General features: G+C 70.0%; 17 protein-coding genes and 1 pseudogene. 8 read left to right on the top strand and 10 right to left on the bottom strand.

Going from position 1 to position 15,385, the window contains the following annotated elements; all coding sequences use genetic code 11:
* The 5 genes from B9G38_RS17725 to B9G38_RS01295 all read right to left on the bottom strand — a co-directional run.
* Positions 1-111 (bottom strand): NAD(P)-binding protein (locus B9G38_RS17725; RefSeq protein ID WP_143415341.1); only part of this gene is annotated, 111 nt, incomplete at its 3' end.
* A 122-nt stretch (positions 112-233) separates the two neighbouring features.
* Positions 234-671, bottom strand: a complete 438-nt coding sequence (locus B9G38_RS01310) for an RNA-binding protein (protein WP_086219220.1) — start codon at positions 669-671, stop codon at positions 234-236.
* Between the two features lie 21 nt (positions 672-692).
* Positions 693-881: a DUF1918 domain-containing protein gene (locus B9G38_RS01305; RefSeq protein ID WP_086219219.1), complete on the bottom strand. Its 189-nt coding sequence runs from the start codon at positions 879-881 to the stop codon at positions 693-695.
* A 100-nt stretch (positions 882-981) separates the two neighbouring features.
* Positions 982-1,563 (bottom strand): hypothetical protein, encoded by a 582-nt coding sequence (locus B9G38_RS01300; protein ID WP_176454919.1) that lies wholly within the window; start codon positions 1,561-1,563, stop codon positions 982-984.
* Between the two features lie 137 nt (positions 1,564-1,700).
* On the bottom strand, positions 1,701-1,895 hold the full coding sequence (locus B9G38_RS01295; RefSeq protein WP_198945644.1) for a methytransferase partner Trm112: 195 nt from the start codon (positions 1,893-1,895) through the stop codon (positions 1,701-1,703).
* 142 nt (positions 1,896-2,037) lie between these two features.
* Here B9G38_RS01295 and B9G38_RS01290 point away from each other — a divergent pair, with 142 nt between their 5' ends.
* Both B9G38_RS01290 and B9G38_RS01285 read left to right on the top strand, forming a co-directional pair.
* Positions 2,038-2,322, top strand: a complete 285-nt coding sequence (locus B9G38_RS01290; protein WP_086219217.1) for a ribonuclease P protein component 4 — start codon at positions 2,038-2,040, stop codon at positions 2,320-2,322.
* 108 nt (positions 2,323-2,430) lie between these two features.
* Complete coding sequence (locus B9G38_RS01285; protein WP_049929828.1) at positions 2,431-3,093, top strand: HAD family hydrolase; 663 nt, start codon at positions 2,431-2,433, stop codon at positions 3,091-3,093.
* 115 nt (positions 3,094-3,208) lie between these two features.
* On the opposite strand, the gene B9G38_RS01280 is transcribed toward B9G38_RS01285, so the two are convergent.
* The 3 genes from B9G38_RS01280 to B9G38_RS01270 form a co-directional block, all read right to left on the bottom strand.
* Positions 3,209-3,892, bottom strand: a complete 684-nt coding sequence (locus B9G38_RS01280; RefSeq protein ID WP_086219216.1) for an HAD-IIB family hydrolase — start codon at positions 3,890-3,892, stop codon at positions 3,209-3,211.
* A gap of 84 nt (positions 3,893-3,976) precedes the next feature.
* Entirely contained in the window at positions 3,977-5,149 is a 1,173-nt protein-coding gene (locus B9G38_RS01275; protein WP_049929831.1) for a Cdc6/Cdc18 family protein, read from the bottom strand.
* A 94-nt stretch (positions 5,150-5,243) separates the two neighbouring features.
* Positions 5,244-5,447: a hypothetical protein gene (locus B9G38_RS01270; RefSeq protein ID WP_049929833.1), complete on the bottom strand. Its 204-nt coding sequence runs from the start codon at positions 5,445-5,447 to the stop codon at positions 5,244-5,246.
* A gap of 160 nt (positions 5,448-5,607) precedes the next feature.
* On the opposite strand from B9G38_RS01270, the gene B9G38_RS01265 reads away from it, so the two are divergent.
* A complete protein-coding gene (locus B9G38_RS01265; protein ID WP_049929835.1) occupies positions 5,608-6,006 on the top strand; it encodes a hypothetical protein in 399 nt (132 codons plus the stop codon).
* 113 nt (positions 6,007-6,119) lie between these two features.
* Here B9G38_RS01265 and B9G38_RS01260 read toward each other — a convergent pair whose 3' ends face one another.
* Both B9G38_RS01260 and glpK read right to left on the bottom strand, forming a co-directional pair.
* On the bottom strand, positions 6,120-7,286 hold the full coding sequence (locus tag B9G38_RS01260) for a hypothetical protein (protein WP_086219215.1): 1,167 nt from the start codon (positions 7,284-7,286) through the stop codon (positions 6,120-6,122).
* Entirely contained in the window at positions 7,287-8,825 is a 1,539-nt protein-coding gene (gene glpK / locus B9G38_RS01255; RefSeq protein ID WP_049929837.1) for a glycerol kinase GlpK, read from the bottom strand. It abuts the gene before it with no gap.
* Positions 8,826-9,205: 380 nt separating this feature from the next.
* Here glpK and glpA point away from each other — a divergent pair, with 380 nt between their 5' ends.
* The 5 genes and pseudogenes from glpA to B9G38_RS01230 all read left to right on the top strand — a co-directional run.
* Positions 9,206-11,005 carry an anaerobic glycerol-3-phosphate dehydrogenase subunit GlpA gene (glpA, locus tag B9G38_RS01250; RefSeq protein WP_086219214.1) on the top strand — a complete coding sequence of 600 codons (1,800 nt, stop codon included), beginning with the start codon at positions 9,206-9,208 and terminating at the stop codon, positions 11,003-11,005.
* Positions 11,005-12,384 (top strand): glycerol-3-phosphate dehydrogenase subunit GlpB, encoded by a 1,380-nt coding sequence (gene glpB / locus B9G38_RS01245; RefSeq protein ID WP_086219213.1) that lies wholly within the window; start codon positions 11,005-11,007, stop codon positions 12,382-12,384. Before glpA ends, glpB begins: the two co-directional genes overlap by 1 nt.
* On the top strand, positions 12,381-13,889 hold the full coding sequence (locus B9G38_RS01240; RefSeq protein WP_086219212.1) for an anaerobic glycerol-3-phosphate dehydrogenase subunit C: 1,509 nt from the start codon (positions 12,381-12,383) through the stop codon (positions 13,887-13,889). The genes glpB and B9G38_RS01240 overlap by 4 nt, the downstream gene beginning before the upstream one ends.
* A 128-nt stretch (positions 13,890-14,017) precedes the next feature.
* A complete protein-coding gene (locus B9G38_RS01235; protein ID WP_086219211.1) occupies positions 14,018-15,010 on the top strand; it encodes a hypothetical protein in 993 nt (330 codons plus the stop codon).
* A gap of 80 nt (positions 15,011-15,090) precedes the next feature.
* Positions 15,091-15,385: pseudogene (locus B9G38_RS01230) on the top strand (CRTAC1 family protein); the annotation flags it as partial.

Below are 15,385 nucleotides of genomic sequence, written 5' to 3'. Positions count from 1 at the left end.
GCGACCCTTCTCGAAGACGACGACCTCTCGGTCGGGCGCCTCGCGACGGAACTTGCTGGCCGCGCTCAATCCAGCCGCGTCGGCGCCGACGACCACGAACGGATCGGTCATGACGTGACATCGACGGGACGGGTGAAAAAGTCACGCCGCGGGTGCGGCCGGGGCACGCGACCGGGAGAGCGCGGCTCGATCGCGCGGCCGTCGTCGATCAGTTGTCGCCGAACAGTAGTCTGTCAGTCGTCGTCGGCCAGCCGCGAGAGCGTCTCGCGGGCGTTCGCGACTGCCTTCTCCTTCTTCGCCGGGTACGCCTCGACCTTCGTGCGGACGGTGAGACCCGGGCCGAGGCGGACCTCGTCGCGGAACGCCGCCTGTTTGTCGAGGCGGAGGAACAGCGCGCAGTTGTCGTCGACCCGCTCGTCGAGCTCGTCGAGGACGCGGTCGAGGTCCTCCAGCTCTGCGAGCCGGTCTAACACGTGTCGCATCTCGTCGGCCCGCTCGACCCGCGCCGAGAGCACGACGATGCGGTCCCCGTGGTGCCCCACGTTCTCGACGCGGTCGAGTTCGACCTCGTCGGGGAGGAGGGAGTACAGCGCCTGCTCGACGCGTTTCACGTCCTCCGTGGCGTACGAGAACGCGCGGAGGTCGACGTAGTGGAAGGGGACTTTCGGCATGCGGTGCGGGGTGGGGCCGCGTTACTCCTCGCTCTCGACGGCGTCGAGCGCGTTCTCGGGGACGCCCGTCTCCTGACCGTCCTCGAAGCTGACCGTGTACGTCGCGTCGCCGAACATCGTCTCCATGACCTGCGTGATCGTGCCCGTCTCGCCGTCGTACTCGCTGTGTTTGTCGTGGAGCACGACCTCGTCTTCCTTCTCGAAGCTCATGGCGTTTCGTTCCGGTGGGACGGTTAAAAGCGCGCGGATCCCGACTGAGAGGACGCGGACCGCGCGCGGGGGAACGGGCGGGACGGCGACCCGCGTCGCCTCACGTCACCGCGAGCAGCACCGCGCCGAACGCGGTCATCAGCGCGACCCCCACCGCGAGCCAGACGACGGCGCTGTCGGCGGCGAGCGCGACCCCCACTGCGGCGACGACCGCGATCAGCCCGAACGCCGCGCCCGCGACCCCGCCGCGCCGAACGAGTCGGTCGAGCGCGTTCACCGCGCGCTGCCCGGGCGGCACCTCCGGGGTCTGCTCCGGGGGGGCGGAGAGCGTCTCGTCGACGGCGACGGGCTCGCTCGGGGAGTCGGGCGACGGATCGACCCGCACGTCGACGTAGCGCGTGTTCGACCCGTACCCGGTGACGATCTTCAGCTTGCCGCGGACCCGCTCGTCGACGTCGGCGGTCGACACGTGGACGTGACGGGTGGCCTCGTCGGCGACGAAGTGGTTCCCCTCGTCGAGCGTCGCCACCCGGTCCAGCTCGTCGTCGAAGTGAAGGTGGACGTGCGTCGAGCGGCCGCTGTTCTCGAGCACGACCGGGAACGGCCCGTCGGTGACGAACGAGTCCGGCGCGTCGATGTCGTGGACCGCCTCCCCGTTCAGTTCGACGTCGAGTGTCGGCACGGGTGGAACCACGACCCCGCACTAAAAAAAGATTCACACGAGCGAGGAGTTCGGGCGGCGGCGTCGACCGCCGGAGGCCGTCGCCGCGGTCGGCGCCTCGGGGCGGATCCGCTCCCGCCGCTCCGGAGCGGAACCCCCTACGCAGCCGCCTCCTCGCGCATGTCCGGCGGGAGGAGGTTCGGGATCCCGTCTTCGATGGGGTACGTCTCGCCGCACTCCCTACAGGTGAGCGTCCCGGCGAGGACCTCCTCGTCGTCCGCGTCGTCGACGTCGAGTTCGAGAGTCGCCTTGTCGAGCGGACAGCAGATCACGTCCATCAGGGATTCTTTCATATCACTCGGTTGGGTCGGACCGATAAAAAAGCGTGCGGGTCCCGGCCGGCGCCCCGCGTCCGGAGCGTCGGCACGGTCCGGGCGGCCGCCCCGCCCGACCCGGATAACAACCTCTTTGGCGCCGCGCGCCGCCCTCGGTGACATGGGCATCCCGGCGGAGCGGATCGAGCGGCTGTTCGTCCTCGCCCGCGAGGCGGTCGTCGACGATGAGTACGACCGCGCCCGCGAGTACGTCGCCCGCGCCCGCCGGATCGCCGAGCGCAACCGCTGCGGCGTTCCCGCCGAGCTCTCACGGCGCGCCTGCGACGACTGCGCCGTCTACCTCCGCCCCGGCAAGACGAGCCGCGTCCGGACGCGACCCGGGCGCGTGGTCGTCCGGTGTACGGAATGCGGGTCGACGGCGCGGTATCCGTACAGTGAGGAGTGATCGCAGCGGTCGCTGGCCGACGACGCCGCCCTCTCGACGCGGCCGCCGTGTGGCCGGTCGAACCGGGACACCGAAACGACTAATCCGAATTTCGGGAAACACGGAGGCGTGACCGGATACGACGCGGTTCTCTTCGACAACGACGGCGTCTTGGTCGAGCCGCCGGCCCACGAGACGGCGGTCGAAGCGACGCGGGAAGCGTTCGAAGCGGTAGGCGTCCGGGACCCGGACCAAGCGCACGTCGACGACGTCGTAGGCGGGACGACCGTCGAGAGACTGCGTGAGATGTGCGCGGTCTACGACGTGGACGTGGAGGCGTTCTGGCGAGCCCGAGAGCGGCTCGACGAACGGTCTCAGTTCGAGAAGTTCGAGTCGGGGTCACGGGCGCTCTACGACGACGTTCGGAGCGTCACGAACCTCGATCGACCCCGCGGCGTCGTGAGCAACAACCACCACAGCACGGTCGCGTTCGTGTTGGACTTCTTCGGCCTGCGGCACGCGTTCGACGCCTATCACGGCCGAGAGAAGAGTGTCGAGAGCCTGGACCTGAAGAAGCCGAACACGCACTATCTCGACCGGGCGCTCGCGGAGCTCGGCGCCGAGTCGGCGCTCTACGTCGGCGACAGCGAGAGCGACGTGAGAGCGGCCCACCGGGCCGGGCTGGACTCGGCGTTCGTCCGACGGCCACATTGCCGGGACACGACCCTCTCCGTCGCGCCCACCCACGAAATCGACTCGCTCCGCGAACTCGCGGCCGTGACGGACGCGTGAGCGGAGACCGACCCCGAGGGCGATGCCCCCGAATCGAACAGATGACCCGTACGCGTCCCCCGGAGTCGCCGGGACGAGCTGAGCAGAGCGGACGCGCTCCGCCGCCGGATACGGACTACTCGGCGCGCTCGCGCAGCCGTTCGAGCACCGAGACCGTCCCGTTCATGTACCCGTCGTCCACCACCTCGTCGGCGGCATTGCGGGCGGCGGCGTCGGCGTTGGCGACCGCGTACGACTCGCCGGCGACGCCGAACGTCGACGCGTCGTTCTCGCTGTCGCCGATCGCGACGAACGCGGCGGGGTCGACGCCGAGCGCCTCGGCGACGACGCGGAGCGCGCGACCCTTGCTGACCCCCACCGATTTCACGTGGTAGGCGTAGCCGGTGTCGACGATCTCCACGTCGTCGCCCGCGGCCGCGGCGACCTCGCGGAGCAGCCCCGCGTCGACGTCGGGTCCGAGCGCGACCTCCGTCTCGCGCCAGCGGTTCACCGTGTCGCCGTCGCCCCAGCCGATCGCTCCGCCGCGCTCGCGGAACGCCTCGACGACGGCCCACGCCGCGTCCGGGTCGCCGACGAGCGTCGTCTCGCCGCCGACGTACGCGACGCCGCCGTTCTCCGCGATCACGGTCTCCTCGCGGCCGAGGAAGTGCGCGAGCGCCACCGGGTACGGGAACGCCTTGCCGGTGGCGAACACGACCGGCGCGTCCCACCCGGGCAACAACTCGAAGACTCGCGGATCGATCCGGCCGCTCGGCGTCGTCAGCGTACCGTCGATGTCGAGCGCGAGGGGCGGAACCATACCATCGGGTCGGCGGCACGGCGACAACTGTCTTCCGTTCGAACGGAGGCAGGGCGGACCGGACGGCGGCCGCCCGCTCGGCGCCTACCCGGAGCGGGTGCGACGGTCGAACAGCTCGCTGAAGACGACCGTCGGGAACAGCGGGACGAGCCGGCTCGGCGGTCGGCCCTTACCGTCGGTCTCGCGGACGGTGACTCGTTCGAGCAGGCCGGCGTCGGCCAGCTCGTAGAGCACGCGCCTGACCGTCGACGCCGAGAGGTCGACGCCCGAGCGCGCCGCGATGGTCTCCGTCGCCACGCCGACGGTCGAGCGCTCGTCCTCGGAGAGCCCGGCGAGCTCGTAGAGGAGCCGCTGGCGGCTCTCGGGGAGCGCGAGCACACGCCCCAGCGCCACGCAGGGCCGGGGAACGCCGTCGACGCCGGCGTCGACGTCGCCGGATCGGATCGTCGACGCCCCCGACCGCTCCGCGTTGACCGCCGCGCCCATCACGGCGGCGAGGGCGTCGTGGGCGTCGCCCGCGGCCCACTCGACGACCTCGCGGATCTGGTCGTGGCTGAGCGCGTCTCGGCCGAGCCCCGTCGAGCACCGGCTCGTCAGCAGCTCGACGAGCACGTGTCGGCGGTACTTCGCGAACTCGACGGTCGTCTCCGGCTCCCAGCCGATCGCGTCCGGCGGATCGCGGCCGAGGAACGCGGGGACGAGCCGCTCGCCCACGTCGTTCAGCCAGTCGATCAGCGTCGCCGCCGTCGGCGTCTCGGCCTCGTTCGCGTGGTCGACGGCGACGACGAGGTCCGGACCGGTGCGCATCGCGTCGCGCAGGGAGGCGGCCAGCTCCTCGGTCCCGATCCCGTGGTCGGGAACGGAGTCGTCGCTCATGGCGGCCAGCATCGCGTGGTACAGTCGGAAGCGGGTCGACGCCCGCCGGGCGTCGACGTAGACGAACCCGGGGATCGTCGGTTCGACCGCCCGCGTCGTCGTCTGGATGGCCCGACGGGGGCCGCTGTGCGCCGCGAGCCGGTCGAACAGCGAGGAGACGACGGCGGACTTCCCGCTCCCCTTCGGGCCGTACACGTAGACGCTCGGCGGGAGCGACCCGGAGAACGCGGGCTCGAACACGTCGAGCAGGCGCTCGATGGCCGGGCCGCGACCGACCGGCGAGTCGACGTGGGTGACCGGGGAGACGGCCTCGAAGTCGGCGAGAACGCTCATGCCCGCGTCGTAGCCGAGCCGTCGCTCGATCCGGTCGTCGATGTTCACGGGCCCCCCTCCGTGATCGCCGAACAAAACTGTCGCGACTCGCGGAGCGCGCGCGGCGGCGCAGTCGGGCGGGTTCGGCGCGCCGACCGGCCCGTTACCAGTGTTCGGGTTTGTATCGGTTGATTAGCGCCGTGGAGACGACAAAGACGACTCCGCTGATGAGGCCGGCTATCACGCCGACGACGAGCCGAACGGAGATCGTTCCCGCCGAGACCACCGCCGTCACGGCCGCGACGACTGCCATCACGACGAGGAGGTTCCGCCGATCCCGCCGGTCGAGCCCGAGCCGGTCCAACATACCACCTCCTCCTCGGCGCGGTGATTAAATACCCCACGTTCGCTCCGCGGCGAGGGCTCACCGGACGCGCGCCCTCGACGGCGCCGACCGCGGTCGCGGGAGCGAGCGCGGGACTCGCCCGATGGAAACCTATACCAGCGTCGGGCGAACTACGACTGGTATGTCGAACGACCCGGGCGTGGAGGCGCTCCACACGGTCGACGACCGGAGCAAAGTTGTCGCCGTCCTGACGACCGTGGCCGCGTTCGGTGCCGGCATGTTCACCGTCGGCGACATCGAGTTCGTCTCGATCGCCGCCGCCGCGATCGGGATCGGCGCCCGGTTCGGCTCGGTGTGGTGGGGCGCCCGGATCTTCGTCGACCGCGACTCGGCGGCGGTCGCCGACCAGCCGACTGCGGGGCGCTACCACCACGGCGCGGTCGGAGTCGCGCTCGTTCTGGCGGGCGCGCTCGCCCTGATCGCCCGGTATCTCGGCGTCGAGGTGACGACGGTCGCCGTCGCCGCGTCCGCGGTCGCCGCCGGCGCGTTCCTCGCCTTCTCCGCGTTGCTCCCGGACTGACGGTCGCACCGGGGCGCCGTCACCGAGACACCGGTCGCTGTCCGGGCGATTCCGACCGACCGCGGATGAGCGATGTGCCATAATAAAAGACCCCTGCCGAAAGTGAGGACGCGTTAGATCCCCGTGCCGGGGATCCAGACGGCCCAGTTGAGCAGTCCGGCGATGACGAGCAGGCCGAGCGTCAGCGACCAGACCACGATGGCGGCCGCCGGCGGGTCGAAGTGCGTGTCGGAGTGCGCGTAGACCACGCGCTGCGACGCCTCACCGACGACCGCGGCGAACACGCCGAACAGCGCGCCGAACAGCAGCGCGGGCGCGGCGCCGAACGCCAGCGGCGCGGTCAGGTCGGCCGCCGAGAGGTCCGTGAGCGTCGTGATGCCTCCCTGCCACACGGAGAGGAAGGCGGTCGACCCCGCCAGCGTCATGTGGTGGGTGACCGGGATCCGGTCGACGCCGAGGTTCAGGAACAGCAGCGACCCGGCACTGATCCCGAAGCCGGCGAACACGGCGATGAGGCCGTGCCCGCCGGTGATCATGTTGTACGTGATGACGGCCGAGGCGAGACCGGCGAAGAAGCCGATCGCCGCGACGTGCGACCACTTGTACATGTTCGGCAGCCACGGCTCGACGGCGAGGCGGTCCTCACTGGCCTTGCCGCCGTCGCCCACCACTTCGCCGGGCTCGCGCATCTGCTCGCGCTCGAACGGCCCCATGTCGAAGTAGCCGTTCGCCTTGTCGCTCACCTTGCCGACGATGCTGTATCCGAACACCGCCCGAACGACGAGGGCGCTGATGACGATGCTCACCGGGATCGGGTCGACCGGGATCGCCAGCTGCCGGGAGAGCTGCTCGATGAGGACGCCGAAGACGCCGAAGACGGCCCCCACGGCGAGGATGTCGGGTTTACTCCCCAGCGCGAAGCCGATGTCCTTCGCGTTGTGGTAGTCGAATCCGGACTCCATATAGCCCTTGTTGGCAGCGTAACCGGCGGCCGCGACACCCCCCGCGAAGGAGATATGCGGGCCGAAGACGGGACCGAACCCGACGTCCACGCCGAATCCACCGCCGCCGAGCGACCCGCCGATCACGAGGAAGCCCGTGAAGATGAACGCCGGCAGGGCGCCGAGCGCCGCCCCGAAGGCGCCGCCCGCGAGCGCCCCGAGAAGGATCGCTGGATTGGTCAGGCTCTGGATCACGTCGGTCGGCGCGCCCGGGTCGTAGCCGACCTGTAGCACGGTGTCGGCCGCGACGGCCAGTTCCGGCAGCAGTTCGACGCTCATCTATTCGTCCTCCTCGTCGATCGCCCAGTTCTTCGAGCGCTCGACCGCGTCGTCCCAGCGGCCGTAGAGTTTGTCGACATCGGCCTGGTCCTTCTCGGGCGTGAACTCGCGGTCGATCTGCCAGTTGTCGCGCAGCTCGTCGACGTTGTCCCAGTAGCCGACCGCGAGCCCGGCGGCGTACGCCGAGCCGAGCGCGGTGGTCTCGTCGACCTCGGGCCGCGCGATGTCGGTCTGGATGATGTCGGACTGGAGCTGACAGAGGAAGTTGTTCTTCACCGCGCCGCCGTCGACGCGGAGCGTCGTGGTCTCCACGCCGGAGTCGGCCTCCATGGCCTCAGCGATGTCGCGGGTCTGGTAGGCGATCGATTCGAGCGTCGCCCGGACGATGTGCTCCTTGCTCGTGCCGCGGGTCATCCCGACGATGGTCCCGCGTGCGCGGCCGTCCCAGTGCGGCGCGCCGAGTCCCGTGAACGCCGGGACCATGTAGACGCCGTCGGTCGAGTCGACCGAGCGCGCCAGCTCCGCGGTCTGTGCCGCGTTGTTGATCAGGTCGACGTCCTCGAGCCACTCGATGGCGGCGCCGGTGATGAAGATGGACCCTTCGAGCGCGTACTGGACGGGCTCGCCGGACATCTGGAACCCGATCGTCGTCAGCAGTCCGTGGTCGGACTCGACGGCGTCGGTCCCGGTGTTCATCAGGTAGAACGAGCCGGTGCCGTAGGTGTTCTTCGCGTCGCCCTCGTCGAAGCAGGTCTGGCCGAACAGCGCGGCCTGCTGGTCACCGAGCGCGCCGGCAACCGGGACCTCCTCGCCGAGGAAGCCGTCGGCGTCCGTGTGGCCGTAGTAGTCCTCGTCGGAGGAGGGGCGTACCTCGGGCACCATCTCCTTGGGCACGTCGAACTCGTCTAAGAGCTCGTCGTCCCACTCCAGTTCCCGGATGTTGTACAGCATCGTCCGGGAGGCGTTCGTGACGTCCGTGATGTGGTTGCCCGTCAGGTTGTAGATGAGCCACGAGTCGATGGTGCCCATCACGAGTTCGCCTGCGCGAGCGCGGTCGCGGAGGTCGCCGCCGCGCGAGCTCTGCATCTTGAGCGGCTCCGCGTTGTCGAGGATCCACTCGGTCTTGGTCGCCGAGAAGTACGCGTCGGCCTCGAGGCCGGTCTTCTCGCGGATCTCCTCGACCTTCTCGTCCTCTTGTAGCTCCTCGACGCGGTCGGTCGTCCGACGGTCCTGCCACACCAGCGCGTTGTGGACCGGCCGTCCGGAGTCTTTGTCCCAGACGATGGTCGTCTCGCGCTGATTGGTGATGCCGATGGCCTCGAGCTGATCGGCGTCGAGCCCGGCCTCGGCGAGCCCGTCGAGGACGACTTCTTGGGTGTTCTCCCAGATCTCGATCGGGTCGTGTTCGACCCAGCCCGGGTTCGGGTAGATCTGTTCGTGCTGTTCGTAGGCGTTCGCGACGACCTGGCCCTCATGGTCGAACACCATGAATCGAGTCCCGGTCGTCCCCTGGTCTATCGCACCGACGTACTGTGTCATGTTGTGGATCCCTCCTGTGGCGCTGGTCCGCGTGCGTCGGCGACCGGCTCGGCCTCGTCGTCGGGGGCGAATCCGGGGTCGCGTTCGCCGTCACGGCGTCCGACCGTCGAGGCCGACCCGTCCGGAGCCGGACCGAAACGGCCGGAAGACGCACCGCCGCCGCCGCGACATATCTTCACGGAAGCTACCACGCCGATCGTGAACATAATGTACTACCATAATAATCTTCCTGTTGAAATCCGGACATCGGCGCGAATGAAAAAGTCTAGTATATAAATAAATCGGCGCTGGCAGGGATTACACTACTTGAATATCCGTGATAGTTATGGGTGGGGCACCTCGGGAGGTAAAGTAAAGTGGTCGGGGTCCAAGTGGCTCGCATGGACAGACAAGTGGACGTCGTCGTCGTCGGTGGGGGCTCGACGGGGTGCGGCGTCGTCAGGGACCTGGCGCGACGGGGGCTCGACGCGGTCCTCGTCGAGAAGGGGAACCTGACGCACGGCACGACCGGACGGATGCACGGGCTCCTCCACAGCGGGGGCCGCTACGCGGTCTCGGACCAGAAGAGCGCGGAGGAGTGTATCGAGGAGAACCGAGTTCTCCGCGACATCGCGGCCCACTGCGTCGAGGAGACAGGGGGAATGTTCGTCAAGCGACCCGAGGACTCCGAGGAGTACTTCCAGGAGAAGCTGGAGGGATGTAAGGCGTGTAACATTCCCGCCGAGGTGATCGACGGCGAGGAGGCGCGCCGTCGCGAGCCGTACCTCGCGCGCGATGTCGAGAAGGCGATCGCCTTACCAGACGGCGCGATCGACCCGTTCCGGCTCTGCGTGTCGAACGCCGCGGACGCCCGCGAGCATGGCGCGCGAATCGAGACCCACGCACCGGTGACCGACGTGCTCGTCGAGGACGGCGAGGTCGTCGGCGTCGAGATCGAACACGAGACGGGACCGGGGAAGCGCGTCCACCGCGAGCCGGGGACGACCGAGGAGATCCGCGCGCGGCACGTCGTCAACGCGACCGGCGCGTGGGCGGGGAACGTCGGCGAGATGGCTGGCGTCGACGTGGAGGTGCGCCCCTCGAAGGGCGTGATGACGGTGATGAACACCCGGCAGGTCGACACCGTGATCAACCGCTGTCGGCCGAAGGGCGACGCCGACATCATCGTCCCCCACGAGACCGCCTGTATCCTCGGCACGACCGACGAGGAGGTCGACGACCCCGAGGACTACCCCGAGGAGGACTGGGAGGTCGACCTGATGATCGAGACGCTCTCGGAGCTCGTGCCGGCGCTCGAAGACGCCCGCACGCTCCGCTCGTTCTGGGGGGTCCGCCCGCTGTACGAACCCCCGGGGACCGGCACCGAGGACCCGACCGACATCACGCGCGACTACTTCCTCCTCGACCACGGCGACCGCGACGACCTTCCGGGGATGACGACCATCGTCGGCGGGAAGCTCACCACCTACCGGATGATGGCCGAGTCCATCTCCGACCACGTCTGCGAGACGCTCGGCCACGAGGCGACCTGCGACACCGCCGAGGCGCCGCTGCCGGGCTCCGAAGACCCGGCGCGCATGGAGGAGCTGATGGACGAGTTCGGGCTCCGGTCGCCCGTCGCGCGGCGCTCGGGCCAGCGGCTCGGCTCCCGGGCCGACGACGTGCTCGACGAGTACGACCCGAACCCGATCGTCTGTAACTGCGAGAGCGTGACCCGCGCGGAGGTCCAGGACGCTGTCGACGACGCCGGCTCCGACCTCAACGCGGTCCGGCTGCGGACCCGCGCCTCGATGGGGAACTGCCAGGGCGGCTTCTGTACGCACCGCATCGCGTCGGAGCTCGCCGAGGAGTACCCCGAGCCGGTCGTCCGCGACGCGGAAGACGAGCTGTACCAGGAGCGCTGGAAGGGCCAGCGCCACGCGCTGTGGGGCGAACAGCTCTCGCAGGCGATGCTGAACCGCCTGCTCCACGCGACCACGATGAACCGCGACGGCGACCCCGCGAACCTCGACGGCGAGGTGGACTTCGGCGCGTTCGACGCGGGCGCCGACGCGCCGGGGGCCGACGGCTCCGGCGGCGACACGGGGACCGCGGCCGCGGACGGTGGCCGCGCAAGCGACGACGCGGCGACCGACGGGGGCCGCGCAAGTGACGACGCGGCCACCGACGGAGGGCGCTGATGGCGATAAACAGCGACGTGCTCGTGATCGGCGGCGGCCTCGCCGCGATCACGGCCGCGGTTTCGGCCGCCCGCGAGGGCGCGGACGTGCGGCTCGTCTCGCACAAGTCGAGCACGCTGCGGCAGGCCTCCGGGCTGATCGACGCGCTCGGCTACGTCCCGGCGACCGAGCCCGCGAAGCCGCTCCGGGACGGGCCGCCGACCGCGGGCCGGAACCTCGACCGCGATGAGTGGCCGGACCCGGAGGGGCCGCTCGCCGACCCGTTCGAGGGGATCGACCGGCTCCCCGAGTCGCACCCGTATCGGGTCGTCGGGAGCGACGCGCTCCGGGAGGGGCTCGACCTCTTCGACGACCTCGCGGGCGACGCGTACCGCGGCGGCCACACCGACCGCAACGCCCTCGTCCCGACGTTCGGCGGCGCGGTGAAGCCGACGGCGCGCTACCCCGCGGCCGCCGAGGCGGGGCTCGCGAGCGACGACCGCCCGATGCTGGTCGTCGGGTTCCGGTCGCTCACGGAGTACGACGCGCGCGCCTTCGCGGGGCGGCTCGAGGCCGCGGGCGTGCCGTTCGACGCCGCGGGCGCGGAGGTCGAGTTCGCGGAGGCGTTCCGCGCCGACGCGAAGATCACCCGGCTCGCGAAGGCGCTCGACCACGACGAGGAGATAGACGGCGTCCCCGCCCGCGAGGCGCTCTCGAAGGCGGTCGCGCCGCACCTCCACGACGTGGTCGACGAGGCAGGCGGCGTCGACCGCGTCGAGCGGGTCGGCTTCCCCGCGTTCCTGGGCGACGACCGGGGCGAGGAGGTCCGCGAAGAACTCGCTGACCGGCTCGGCGCCGACGTGTTCGAGATCCCGATGGGCCCGCCGAGCCTCCCCGGCCTGCGGCTCGAAGACCGCCTGTTCGACGCGCTCGACGCCGAGGGCGTCCGGTTTGAGACCGGGAACCCCGTCGTCGGCGTCGAGTCCGCGACCGACGGTCGCGTGGAGACGGTCGCGGTCGATCGGAAGGGTCGCACGGCGCCGTACGGCGCCGACGCGTTCGTGCTGGCGACCGGCGGGCTCGTCGGGAAGGGGCTCGACTCCGACCGGGAGGGGGTCCGGGAGCCCGTCCTCGACCTCCACGTCGACCAGCCGGACGACCGGTACGAGTGGTTCGTCGACGACGCGTTCGGCGACCAGCCGTACGCGCGGTTCGGGGTCCGGCCCGACGAGCGGTGTCGCCCCACGGACGCCGAGGGAACGGTACAGTACGAGAACGTGTTCGCGGCCGGCGGCGTCGTCGGCGGCGCGGACGCGGCGCGGGAGAAGTCCGCGAGCGGGGTGTCGCTCGCGACCGGCCTCGCGGCCGGGCGACAGGCGGCGACGGAGGCGAACCAATGACACGACACACGGACGACGACGGAGACGTGGGGGAGTCGAACGAGGCGACCGAGTCGAGCGACGGCGGCTACGAGGGGCCGACGCCGGGCGTCCCGGAGTCCGGCCGCGACGAGCAGCCGTCGGTGTTCGTCCCCGACGAGGGGGGAGTCGCGGAGACGGACGCGACCGCGGGCGACCGCGCCGCAACCGACGGCGGCGTCGAAAGCGCCTCGGCCGGAGCGGATTCGACCGAGCTCGACCCGGACGCGTACGACCCGGTCGACGTGTTCCCCGGCGGCGACCTCGACCTCCGCGAGGGGGCCGACTCCTGTTACAAGTGTACGAGCTGCGATACCTCCTGCCCGGTGGCTGAGGTCGACGACGAGTTCCCCGGGCCGAAGTTCCAGGGCCCCGAGCAGTGGCGGCTCAAACGGAAGGACGACCACGACATCGACGAGTCGATCACCTCCTGTTCGAACTGTATGCGCTGTGACGACGCCTGCCCCTCGGGAGTGCCGCTCTCCCAGATGCACAACGAGGCCCGCGGGCAGTTCGTCGAGCGCCAGATGGAGAAGCTCTCCGTCGAGTACATCCGGAATCGGGTGTTAGCGAACTACCGCACCTCGGCGAGCCTCGCGAGTATGTTCCCCCGGACCGCATCGTTCGCGATGAACTTCGGCCCCGCGCGGTGGGCGATGGAGAAGGTTATGGGGATCCCGAAGGAGCGCGACTTCCCCGAGTTCGCCACGGAGACGTTCCGCGAGTGGTGGAAGGCGCGCGGCGGCGCACAGGTGGAGAACCCCGACAAGCGCGTGGCGTACTTCCACGGCTGCTACTCCAACTACAACACGCCCGAGGTCGGCAAGGCGTTGGTCTCAGTCTACGAGCACTTCGGCTACGAGGTGATGGTCCCGCCCCAGAAGTGCTCGGGCACGCCGATGTTCGCGAACGGGATGCTGAAGGACGCCCGCCGCCACGCGGAGACGAACGTCGAGAACCTCGTCGAGGCCATCGCCGACGGCGCGGACGTGATCGCCTCCTGTACCTCCTGTTCGCTGTCGCTGCGCCAAGAGTACCCCGAGCTGTTCGACCTCCACGGGATCGACGACGTCGCCGAGCACACCTTCGAGGCGCTGGAGTACCTCCGCATCCACGAGGACCTAGAGGAGGCGCTCGACGAGGCCGGCGGGCTCGACGACGAGCGCGCCTTCGCGTATCACGCGCCGTGTCACGCCCGGAATCAGGGGCTTTCCCGGCAGGCAGTCGAGACGTTCCGCGACGTCGACGGCGTGAAGATGGAGGACGTCGGCGACTCCTGTTCCGGCATCTCCGGCACCTACGGCTGGAAGGAGGAGAAGTACGAGAAGTCGATGGAGATCGGCGCGGAGATGTTCGAGCACATGGAGGACGCCGAGGGCGAGGTCGGGATGACCGAGTGCCCGACCTGCGCGATGCAGATGGAACACGGGACCGGCTACGAGATCGAACACCCGCTCCAGCTGCTCGAGGACGCGCTGGGAGCGTAAGGTCCCGTCGCTCCGCCCCCGCGCCGGACCCGACTCGGCACGTCGCGGTTTCCCCGCTCACCGGTGGTTATCGGACGCGATAACTGTGCGAGAATCCTTATGAGGAGGACACGCCCACACCGGTACACGTGACACTCGAACAGTTTCTCGATCACTTCGACGGCCCCGAGCGCTCCGTCGTCATCGTCAACCGGACCGACCCGGACCCCGTGCTGAACATGCTCGTGGACACGTTCGGCGACGACGCGGTGGGAGTGGTCGACGGCCGCGTGATCACCGGCTCGGGCGATCGACGAGTCACCGACGGCGCGGGGCCAGCCGGAGCCGCGAACGGCGAGCGGACGCACGGTCTCACCGCCCGAGAACTGGCGACGACCGGCGTGCTCGACGATGACACCGGGACCGTCCCCTCCCTCGACGTCGAGGTGCTTCGCCGCCACGACGACGTTCCGTTCGACGGCGGCGACCCCGACGAGATCGAGAACCTCGTGCTGCTCATGGAGGGCGGCGAGGTGGTCGCCGGCTCGACGCTCGCCGAACTCGGCGACGCGGTGCTCTTCGTCAACTCGGACCTGTACGTCACCGGCAGCCGGTCCCTCGGCGACGTCGATCTCCCGTCGGTGATAAGCGGCCTCGGCGACGCGACGTTCACGCTCCGCGGGTATCCCGAATCGAACCGACAGAAGCTGCTCCTCATCACCATCTCGCGGTTCATCGAGCGCGCGGCGTGGGCCGCCGGCGACGGCACCCTGCGCTCGTCGTTCCAGCGGCTCTCGCGGATCGACGACGAGGTCGGCACGCGGAACGTCTACGAGCGCGTCACCGAGACCGCCGTCGACACGCACCTCTACGGGGTCCCCGACAGGCTCCCGGCGGACCTCGACGCCGTGATCCACGCCGGGAACGACCCGGACTTCACAGATAGCTGGTTCGTGGTGTACCGGCCGCCGGAGGGACCGCACTCGGCCGCGAGCGACCCGAGTAGCGACCTCAAGCGCGGTGTCGAGGGCGGCGTCGGACTCCTCGCGGTCGAGACGGAGCCGCGAGTCTGGCGCGGGCTGTGGACGTTCGACGCCGACCGGATATCGCGGGTGAACCGGTACATCGAGCGGAACCTATAGCCTCGGTTACCATTTCTCACCGCGGGAGCCGCTCGTATCCAACCCGTGCGTTCATATTCTCGGAGCGGTGACGGGCGGCCATGTTCACGGAGCGGTCCGGTCTCCTCGATGACGGACGCCCGATGCGCGGATACGGGGTCGCGGTGACGCCCGGCCGCGACGGACCGCTCGTCTTCGTCGCCGGCTACGGCGAGCCGAATCGGCTGTACGCCCGGAAGGACGGCCGCTACGTCGACACCGCCTGCGGGATCGTCGCCGACGGGACGCGCCACGGGATGGGCGTGTGCGCGGCCGACCTCGACGCCGACGGCTGCGAGGAGGTGTACGTCCACAACTGCGCGCGCGGCGTCGACGGCGGCGACCCCGACCTCCTCT

The sequence above is a fragment of the Halorubrum sp. SD612 genome (assembly GCF_002135005.1).
This window is presented reverse-complemented; position numbering and strand designations above follow the sequence as displayed.

Excerpts from the sequence above, each read along its gene's own strand:
- B9G38_RS01310 (WP_086219220.1), bottom strand. The coding sequence starts at position 671 with ATGCCGAAAGTCCCCTTCCACTACGTCGACCTCCGCGCGTTCTCGTAC.
- B9G38_RS01305 (WP_086219219.1), bottom strand. The coding sequence starts at position 881 with ATGAGCTTCGAGAAGGAAGACGAGGTCGTGCTCCACGACAAACACAGC.
- B9G38_RS01295 (WP_198945644.1), bottom strand. The coding sequence starts at position 1,895 with ATGAAAGAATCCCTGATGGACGTGATCTGCTGTCCGCTCGACAAGGCG.
- B9G38_RS01290 (WP_086219217.1), top strand. The coding sequence starts at position 2,038 with ATGGGCATCCCGGCGGAGCGGATCGAGCGGCTGTTCGTCCTCGCCCGC.
- B9G38_RS01280 (WP_086219216.1), bottom strand. The coding sequence starts at position 3,892 with ATGGTTCCGCCCCTCGCGCTCGACATCGACGGTACGCTGACGACGCCG.
- B9G38_RS01270 (WP_049929833.1), bottom strand. The coding sequence starts at position 5,447 with ATGTTGGACCGGCTCGGGCTCGACCGGCGGGATCGGCGGAACCTCCTC.
- B9G38_RS01265 (WP_049929835.1), top strand. The coding sequence starts at position 5,608 with ATGTCGAACGACCCGGGCGTGGAGGCGCTCCACACGGTCGACGACCGG.
- B9G38_RS01260 (WP_086219215.1), bottom strand. The coding sequence starts at position 7,286 with ATGAGCGTCGAACTGCTGCCGGAACTGGCCGTCGCGGCCGACACCGTG.
- glpK (WP_049929837.1), bottom strand. The coding sequence starts at position 8,825 with ATGACACAGTACGTCGGTGCGATAGACCAGGGGACGACCGGGACTCGA.
- glpA (WP_086219214.1), top strand. The coding sequence starts at position 9,206 with ATGGACAGACAAGTGGACGTCGTCGTCGTCGGTGGGGGCTCGACGGGG.
- glpB (WP_086219213.1), top strand. The coding sequence starts at position 11,005 with ATGGCGATAAACAGCGACGTGCTCGTGATCGGCGGCGGCCTCGCCGCG.
- B9G38_RS01240 (WP_086219212.1), top strand. The coding sequence starts at position 12,381 with ATGACACGACACACGGACGACGACGGAGACGTGGGGGAGTCGAACGAG.